The following is a 9,928-nucleotide window of genomic DNA, read 5'->3' as shown; positions in this document are numbered from 1 at the left end:
GGGACAGGACTCTTTTTTGCCGCTTCATCGTTAAAAATAAGCGCTTAGAGTGACTAAACTTATTATTTTTAACATCGAATCGCCTAAAAAATAGTCGCTGTCAGTGCCATGGTCGAATGTTCAACACGCCCTACATTTCAAAACAAGAAGTTGAGCAGGCAAGACCACTATTGGCAATATAAATAATACATTTAAAATTTTAACCTGAAAATATATTTAGCATTAGTTCCGCAATAATATTGATAATGAAAATTATTATCAATATAATAACGATTTAAATTACATGCTGGAAATATTCATGCAACTGTCTCGCTTATCTGCTGCGTTATTTAATCTTTCGAATGTATCTGGTTCTTCTCTACGATTAGCATCTATACCTTCTAGATTGGTATCGACTAAATCCCTCTCTTTAAAGACACTATGCTCAACCTGTCTATCTACTTCTGTCATCGTATTAACAACGAGTCAATCGGCATGGGCACAGGCAGATGATGTAGATGCTCAAACCACTCCTAATGTGGTACTTGATACTATCGTCGTCACTAGTAGCGCTGATGCTTCAGCGGATGGATTGCCAGATGCTTATGAAGGTGGCCAAGTTGCGACCGGTAGCCGCGTCGGAATCTTGGGTAACCAAGACATCATGGATACGCCGTTTTCTACCACCTCATACACCAATGAATATATTACCAATCAGCAAGCCCAAAGTGTAGGCGATCTACTCAAAAAAGACCCAACCGTCCGCGTGGCAAGGGGTTTTGGTAACTTTCAAGAAGCCTACTTTATGCGCGGTTTCATCACCACATCAGATGACACCATGTACAATGGTCTATACGGCATCTTACCAAGACAGTACATTGCAACTGAATTGTTTGAACGGGTGGAAGTCCAGCGCGGCGCTTCTGCCATGCTAAATGGTGCAGCACCCAGTGGCGGCAATGCTGGTGGTACGATTAACCTATTACCGAAACGTGCTAGTAATGAGCCACTACGTGAAGTGACGCTTGGTTATGGTCAAGGTGACCAAGGTAAGGTCGCGGTAGATGTCAGTGATCGCTTTGGTAGCGATGATGCTATTGGTGTTCGTTTTAATGCTGCTTATCAAGATGGTGACAGTGCTATCGATGATGAGTCGTCGACCTTGGGTCTGGCTGCCCTTGGTTTGGACTATAGAGGGGATCAGTATCGCCTATCAGCAGATTTAGGCTGGCAAGACAATAAGCTGTCAGAGACTCGTCCTAGTGTCAATCTTGGTGGGGTGTCTAGTGTACCAAAAGCGCCAGACGGCTCAAAAAATTGGGCGCAGCCTTGGACCTACTCAGATGAAAAGGATGTCTTTGGTACGATTCGAGGAGAATATGACTTTAATGACAATATCACCGCTTATGGTGCTTACGGTGTGCGAAGTGGCGAGGAAGAAAACTCACTAGCCACGTTAACTGTCAACAACGTTGATGGTGCGGGTACAGTTTATCGCTTTGACAATACTCGAGAAGATAAAGTACAAAGCGCCGAGCTCGGTCTGCGTGGTAAATGGCAAACAGGTAAGATTGATCACAATTGGGTACTAGCCGCTGATCTTTATGATCAAGAAGAAAAAGGCGCTTACGCTTTTGATTTTGGTAACCAACTCGCAACCAATTTGTACAACCCAACCGACTACACTGAAGTCCCTTTTACAAGCACAGCAGTCTTAGGTGGAAATTTAGACGACCCCAAATTAACCAATAAAAAGCAGTTCCAAAGCTTTGCCCTAGCAGATACTTTTTCTCTATTTAATGACAAATTAAAAACCACATTAGGCGTGCGTCATCAAAATATCAAAACCACCAGCTATGATTTCAACACGCAGGCAGAAACGGCTCATTACGATAAGAGTGAGTGGACCCCAAGTATCGGTATTGTCTATCAACCGAACATGGACTGGTCTGTGTATGGTAATTATATCGAAAGTCTAGCACCAGGTAAAAGAGCGCCTCTAACTAACGATAATGACGCTGTCACTAATGGTGGTCAAAATCTAGATCCGTACGTGAGTGAGCAAACTGAACTGGGTGTGAAATACGACAATGGCATGATTGGCAGTAGTCTCGCTGTCTTCCGAACTGATGAACCACGTGCTTATATCAACAACTCAAATACGTTTACTGCGGCTGGAGAAAACCGCCATCAAGGTGTGGAGTTGACTGTCTTTGGTAGCCCAAGTGAAAACATGCGCCTCAATGCTGGTGTTACTTACTTAAGTGCTGAGCAAAAAGACACCGGTGATAGTGCATTAGATGGCAATCGAGTGATTGGTGTGCCTACCTTACAGAGCAATGTCAACTTAGAGTATGATTTAGCCGCAGTTGAAGGACTGACATTAACGGGCGATATTATCCACACAGGCTCTCGTTATTCGGATAATGCCAATACCTTAAAGGTTGATGGTTATACGACCTTAGACCTTGGTGCACGCTATCGCACTATGCTAGCAGGACAAGACGTTACTCTAAAAGGCGTGGTAACCAATGTCACGGGTGAAGATTATTGGCAGTCAGTAGGCGGTTATGCAGATTCAGGCTATCTAAATGCAGGTGAGCCAACGGCCTTAAAAGTGTCAGCCACATTCAATTTTTAACATATATCAGCTATAGTTGATTCAATTTAAAAGTAGTACAAGGCAGCCCAGTGCAGATGTATATGTGATACTGGAAGCGAGGTTAACGCTGTAATTCTTTTATAGAGAATTGACTATAAAACGTACTTATCTAACTAACTTCAGTAAAAGGGATTAGGTGTGACCTATTCCCTTTTATGCCATCAAACATCCATACTATTACTGAGTCACTATGTCCTCTCGTGCCAGCGTTTCTCTACATCATATGATTTGGGCACAGTATCGTCTGCCCTTTCTAAAAGTCATTTTACTCAACTTAATCAATGCTGCCGTCAGTGTGGGTATCATTGCTTATATCAACCAAACCTTTATCAGCCAGTCTGAGCTGACAACCTTATCATGGTCGAGCTTAGGGCAGTTTGCTCTGCTCGTGCTGCTGTTGCTGCTGACTACCTTCGTATCGCAATATGCACTCACCCGTTTGGGGCACAAGTTTGTCTATGAGCTCAGAACCAAGCTGGTCAAACAAATCATCGATACCACCGTTCCTCAGATAGATCATTTGGGTAGTGCGCGGTTACTTGCCAGTCTATCCTCAGATATTCAGTCTATTACCGTCGCCTTTGTTCGGATGCCGGAGTTGGTGCAAGGCGTTATCCTCTCTGTTGGTGTGGGGTTATATCTGGGCTGGCTGTCGCTACCATTACTGCTGATTGTCATGTTTTGGATTGCGATGACGATTTGGATAAGCACCCTATTGGTCAAGCATGTCTATACACATTTGACAAAGTTGAGAGAGATTAATGACGTCTTATATCAGGATTATCAATCGATTATAGAAGGTCGTAAAGAGCTGGCACTTAACCAACACCGAGCAGAAAAACTGTATACAGATGATTTTTTGGCCCATGCTAAATCCTATGAAAAGACTGTCACCAAGTCTGATACTTTTCATTTATCAGCGGTGAACTGGTCAAATATTATGATGTTCGCATCGATTGGGGTGATATTTGCCATATCAAATTATCTCGGCATCTCGATGGGCATCGCCACCACTTTTTCTTTAACGATTCTATTTATGCAGTCGCCGCTGCTTCACGCCGTCGGTGCATATCCAACACTACAGACGGCTCAAGTCGCCCTAGACAAAATACAGTCGCTAGAACTGGCTGAGTACCAACCTTTATTTAGAACGGACAACACCAGCCGACACTGGCAAACCATTTCGCTAACTGATGTTAACTATCGCTACGATGTTTCCAATAACAATGTTTCGAATGCCAGTGATAATGCCAGTAATAGCAATGATACTGATGCTCAGACATTAATAGCTAAAGACAGCGATCACTCTGGTAATATTTTAAAAGACGTTAATCTAACACTACAACGAGGCGATGTGGTGTTTCTGATCGGGGCGAATGGTAGCGGCAAATCGACACTTGCCAAGATTATTACAGGCATTTTCACCCCTACCACAGGTGCGGTAACTATCGACAAACAGCCCGTTGATTCACAGAATAATGCTGATTATAGACAGTTGTATTCTGCTATTTTTAGCGATCAGCATATTTTTAAGCAATTGATTGGCAGACAAGGACAGCAGCCAGACGAAGCACTGGTCAATGCGTGGCTGCATAAATTGAACTTGCAAGATAAAATAAGTGTGGCTGACCATAAACTCTCTACAGATAAGCTGTCGCAAGGTCAGCGCAAACGCTTGGCGATGCTAATCGCCATCGCCGAACAAAAAGACATCTTGCTACTTGATGAGTGGGCCGCGGACCAAGATCCTGCGTTTCGCCGCGTGTTCTATCAAACCCTAATCCCTGAGTTAAAAGCACTGGGGAAAACGCTGTTTATTATCAGTCATGATGACGGTTACTTTGAGCATGCGGATCGATTATTACTAATGAAAGAGGGCCGCCTCATTGAGCTCAACGCTGAAGAGCGACAACGTGCCAGTAAAGATGCCATTGCTATGTTGGCGTAAGTGCTCGCTTAGCACAGAGTCACTAAAGGGCAATAATAGAAACGGGGCATCTCTGACAAGATGCCCCGCTTTTTTAGATAAGAAGGATTTTTTGCACTATTTATTTACTTTAATAATCTCTGCAAAAACCCAACGCGAGAAATCACTAAAAAGTCCAATAAGGCAATAATTACAATCGCAATGATGGCGGTTGGGAATATGATAGCCACAACCAGTAAAGGAATAGCGAGCGGCCACCAAACGGTAAAATGCTGCCCACGAGCTGGCGGGTTGAGGCCGCTATGCTCACTGGCATGACGCGGACGACGCTGCCACCACATGACATAGCCACTCACACACATGGCAATCACCGATAGACAAAACAGCACATTGGCCAGTAAGCTCCACCAGCCGAGCGTACCCATATGCAGTGCGAGACCTGCCGCCATAAACTTACCAAAAGCATTGTAATCATCATAGCGTATATCCGCCAAGATATTGCCCGAATAGCGGTCGATATGTACCGTGCGATCAGCCGTTGGGCTCTTCATATCGTAGCTCATGGAGTCTTGGCTAATCGTCCAAACGCCAGTACTGCCTTGGGGCAGATTTAATTGATAACGCCCGTTAAACCCAATTTCACGAGCAAATCGATCTACGGTATCAATCATAATGGGTATATTAGGCGTAATACCATCCTTCCCCATGGTCGTGCCAGATACTGGCATCGGTGTCAGCTCAAGCACCCAAGGTACTTCTTTGGCTGTACCCGAGTTCAAGACACTGCCATGCGTAGGCACGACAGCGGGCGTCGATCCATGAACATGGGGCGCAGCATCGGCATTGTCCATATCCATACCAGCGTGATGCTGACTGTGGTCGATAGAGACAGGCACTGGTGCCACGCCCCATTTCCCTGCAGGAAACTGGCTCCATGCTTGCACGACTCTCTCGCCCCATACACCTGCCCACGCCATTCCTGATATACAAAAAAACAGCAGTAACACAGATATCCAGCTACCGAGCGTGGCATGAATAATACGGATAAATGAGCGTTTTTTCTTATTAGGCGCAGTGTCATTAGGAATAAGCATGGCTTTGATGGATTTGCGTTTTTGCCACCATAGATACCAGCCCGACAATATCAGCAAAATCGTTAATGAAGCAGCCGTCTCTAACAGATAATCACCAAATTTACCAATCAGCAAATCACTATGGATACTGTCAAAGGTATAGTACAGATTGCTATTGGCAGGACGACTAGCAACGATGTCGGCTGTGTAAGGGTTCACTGCCACCATATTATCGTGATCTGCTGACTTGATCTGAAACAAGGCAACCGTATCCGTATCACGAGGAGCGATATATTTAATCAGTGTACTGTCAGGTAAGGTGCTTAGCGCGTTTTTTGCTTGCGTCGCGACGGGAGCCTGAACTGTCGATTCTGGAATAGCGACGGTTAAACGGTCATTATCACGGCCTGCGGTATTGGACATAAACAGCATACCAAGTGCGCTACACGCTAGGATAATTAAAAAAGGCGCGACAAACATCCCTGCATAAAAATGCCAACGCCATACCGTAAAATAGCGTTGGTTATTGGTAGATTGGTTGGAGGGTGTGTCCATAAATGTGACCTTAAACAATCTTTGGTTGCTCAGTGAACAACGTAAACCTATCGATAATAATGGTATATCTGCTTACAAGACCAATTTTAAAGAGTCTCGAAGCGAGCTAGAATAAAGCCGTACAGTGACGTCGATACAGCGATGTAAAATTCTACTGTAAATAATTGTATTCAGAATGCTGCTGCATAATACGAGAAAAACCTGACAAAAACCATCGTTTAAAATACATCGCACAAAACAGCAAGTCTGCGTGACTTTATTCGAAATACTCTGTTTTTAGCCTCTTATTAATAGTGCAAATACTTCTCAAAATTGTCTCTTTGTAATTTTTTAATGATAATAATTATCATTAGTGTTATTATTAGCGTCGTTGTAAATTTGCTTTAACTGTCACAAATAACATTTAATCATTTTAGTCCAAGAGGAAATCTGATGCGGTCTCATCTAACCACTAACGTTATTCGCAAAAAATATCTCACCACAGCAGTACAAATTGGCCTGATCATGGGTATGAGTCACGCCGCTTACGCTGTAGAGACGACAAACAATACTGAAAACGATGAGGCTGCTACACCATCAGCTACCTTGGATACAATTACCGTTTATTCAGATGGCTATCGTAGTACTGGCACCAAAACTGCCTTAGACCCCAATGATGCACCAATGAGTTATACCAGAATTGATCAAGACCTTTTACAAAAACGCCAAGCGGATAGTGTCAATGCTGCTCTACGCTATGAGCCAGGCGTAAGCACTGAGAGTCGTGGCACGGTCTCTATCTTTGATGAGTACAACATCCGCGGGTTTAAAACCTACTCAAACTTTTATGATGGACTCAGACTGCCCTACGATGGCGCTTGGAATCTGATGCCACAAGTCGATGTCTATGCGACTGAAGCGGTCGAAGTGGTGAAAGGGCCAGCGTCCTCGCTATACGGCTATGCTTCACCAGGCGGCATGGTTAACCAAGTCGCCAAAGCCCCTAAGAGCACTCAAGAAAATGAAGTACAGCTACGACTGGGTAACCAAAATCTAAAAGAAGTGGCCGTCGATAGCACAGGCCCTATCACAGATACGCTGAACTATCGGTTGGTGGCGTTGAAGCGACAAAAAGATGGTCAGATGCAGACCACAGAAGAAGAGCGATTGTTGATTAACCCGTCGCTTGAGTGGCAGGCGACTGATGATGTGTCTGTACTTGCTAACCTGTTTTATCAAGACGATCCAGAAATGGTGCCTTCTACCCCATTACCTGCTGTCGGCACTGTCTACAAGGCAAGCTATGGCAAATTGGGTAGTGACGCCTATGCAGGCGACAAGTGGAATCGCTTTAGTAAAGAAGTATTCATGCCAAGCGTCACCGTCAACTGGGACATCAATGATCAGTTGACCTTTAAACACATCACGCGCTATACCGATGCCGAAGCGCAGCAACGCAATATGTATAATAGAGGGTTTGTAGAAGGTAGTGACACGATTCTCAATCGCGTCGCCTATACCACTGATGAGAACATGAATAACTGGACCACAGACAATCAACTGGCCTATACATTTGATACTGGCAACACCTCACATAACTTATTGTTTGGTGCTGAATATCAAGAAACAGACAGCAGCGCGATTTACTATGATGCTGGTGCAAATGGCACGCCAAATCTTGACTTGTCTAATCCAGACTTCTCACAGATCAATACGGCTACGCTACCGCTGGATACCTATCGCCAGACGCAAGATATCGAACAAAGCCAGCTTGGATTCTATGTGCAAGACGAAATGAAGTGGCAATATTTAACCGTTGTCGCCGGACTACGTCACGATAACTTTGAGAGTACGACTAAGCAAACTGACGCTTCTCAAGGTGCAGTTTATAATAACGAAACGTTTGGTAATGATGCATCAGAGACCAGCGGCCGTTTTGCTGCGATTTATGATTTTGACAATGGACTCTCACCATTTGTTAGTTATTCAGAGTCGTTCCAGCCTGTGGTTGGTAGCAACTTTATTACCAATGAACCCTTTGACCCTAGCACTGCGGATCAGCTCGAAGCTGGAGTGAAGTACTTGTCTCCAGATCGTGCGACCAAAGGAACGCTGGCAGTGTTTGATATCACACAGCAAAATGTCGTCGTAACCAATCCCGCTGACTATCGACAAAAAGTTCAGACGGGTGAGATTGAATCACAAGGGTTTGAGATATCAGGTAGCCGCATGCTTAACGACTGGGTAGACGTGGCTGCAAGCTACAGCTACACCGATGCTGAAATCACAGAAGATGAGTTCAACCCTGACGTGGTCGGCAACACCCCTGCCCAAACGGCTAAGCACAAAGCCACGCTATGGGCCGACTACTATGCGACAGACAAACTCACTCTCAATGCTGGCATTCGCTACGAAGACGGCATACAGATTGACAAGCAAAACTCAGATGAGCTACCAAGCGTGACGTTGGTCGATATTGGCGGTAATTATCAGATCAACCCAATGCTCGCTGTCGGCGCGAGTATCAACAATCTGTTTGATAAGACCTATGTTGGTGCTTGTTATGATACCGAGAACTGCTGGATGGGGCCTGAGCGTGAAATGTCGGTCAGCCTAAAAGCCAGTTTTTAAACCTGATTTTTTGAACTTAGCAAGACGGTTATTAACAAAATCATCCACTTTCTAAAACCATTTTTACCCATACATTTTTAAGATAGTCGATCATCAAAGTAATATGCTAGCCTTACAAGCTATCAGATGATAACAAACCATGCTTTGCGCACTATCGTTACATGCTACAAAAGAAGGACATAGCAAATGGCAAAACCTACCCCTAGATTACTCGATGTGATCGGTAGCAAATACCTCACCCCAAATATGTGCCGCGTCACGCTTGGTGGTACGGGGCTGACGGATTTCCCCGTAGATCAAGAAAGCGCTTATATCAAACTGATGTTCCCTCAGGGTGAGGATGCTCGGCCCTTAGTACGCACTTATACCGTCAGCGCTCAGCGTGATGATGAGATAGACGTTGATTTTGCATTACATGAGGCTGAAGGTCCTGCGTCGATATGGGCACGCAACACTAAAGCTGGCGATCAAATATTGGTGGGCGGCCCTGGCCCAAAAAAACTCATCAACAATGACGCCGATTGGTTTTTATTGGTCGGTGATATGACAGCATTGCCAGCGATCACGGTCAATTTGGCACAATTGCCTGCCGATGCTCGCGGCTATGCCGTGCTTGAAGTGACGACTGAGGCAGACCAGCAAACACTCAAAAAACCAGATAACGTCGAGATTCAATGGGTGGTCAACCCTCATCCAAATGCAGACAGCAGTCCATTACTTGACTGCGTCAAATCACTGACTTGGCTTGAGGGACAGCCCGCGGTTTGGGCGGCTTGCGAGTTTCATAGTATGCGAGTATTGCGCCAATACTTCAAAGTTGAGCGCGATGTACCAAAGACGCATCTATATGTGTCTAGTTATTGGAAAGTCGATAGCACAGAGGATCAGCATAAAGTGGTGAAAAGTCAGGATGCCCTAACGGCAGATCAATAAAAGCTTATTTAATGAATATTTAAATGCAAAAGACGCGGCTTATATAAGCCGCGTCTTTTTATAAATCATCACCTATTATGCTTCGGCGACTTTTGCTTCTTTATCCACTCGGCTAATCGTCAGCCCCGTAAAGCCAAACAGCAGTGTTAATAGCAATGACAAATAACAGAAGAACGCATACGGCAAATA

General features: G+C 44.7%; 5 protein-coding genes. 4 read left to right on the top strand and 1 reads right to left on the bottom strand.

Features of this window, described 5'->3' with window-relative positions; genetic code table 11:
- The first annotated feature begins 298 nt into the window (after window positions 1-298).
- Together BTW00_RS13635 and BTW00_RS13630 are read left to right on the top strand one after the other, a co-directional pair.
- On the top strand, window positions 299-2,620 hold the full coding sequence (locus BTW00_RS13635) for a TonB-dependent siderophore receptor (protein ID WP_083603669.1): 2,322 nt from the start codon (window positions 299-301) through the stop codon (window positions 2,618-2,620).
- Between the two features lie 211 nt (window positions 2,621-2,831).
- Window positions 2,832-4,589, top strand: a complete 1,758-nt coding sequence (locus BTW00_RS13630; RefSeq protein ID WP_075107858.1) for a multidrug ABC transporter permease/ATP-binding protein — start codon at window positions 2,832-2,834, stop codon at window positions 4,587-4,589.
- 104 nt (window positions 4,590-4,693) lie between these two features.
- Here the strand turns inward: BTW00_RS13630 and BTW00_RS13625 are convergent, their stop codons facing one another.
- Entirely contained in the window at window positions 4,694-6,196 is a 1,503-nt protein-coding gene (locus BTW00_RS13625; RefSeq protein ID WP_075107857.1) for a PepSY domain-containing protein, read from the bottom strand.
- A 432-nt stretch (window positions 6,197-6,628) separates the two neighbouring features.
- On the opposite strand from BTW00_RS13625, the gene BTW00_RS13620 reads away from it, so the two are divergent.
- Together BTW00_RS13620 and BTW00_RS13615 are read left to right on the top strand one after the other, a co-directional pair.
- On the top strand, window positions 6,629-8,806 hold the full coding sequence (locus BTW00_RS13620; RefSeq protein WP_083603668.1) for a TonB-dependent siderophore receptor: 2,178 nt from the start codon (window positions 6,629-6,631) through the stop codon (window positions 8,804-8,806).
- A gap of 186 nt (window positions 8,807-8,992) precedes the next feature.
- Window positions 8,993-9,739 carry a siderophore-interacting protein gene (locus tag BTW00_RS13615; RefSeq protein WP_075107856.1) on the top strand — a complete coding sequence of 249 codons (747 nt, stop codon included), beginning with the start codon at window positions 8,993-8,995 and terminating at the stop codon, window positions 9,737-9,739.
- Window positions 9,740-9,928 lie beyond the last annotated feature (189 nt).

This window comes from Psychrobacter sp. C 20.9 (genome assembly GCF_001921765.1).
Lineage (GTDB): Bacteria > Pseudomonadota > Gammaproteobacteria > Pseudomonadales > Moraxellaceae > Psychrobacter > Psychrobacter piscatorii_B.
This window is presented reverse-complemented; position numbering and strand designations above follow the sequence as displayed.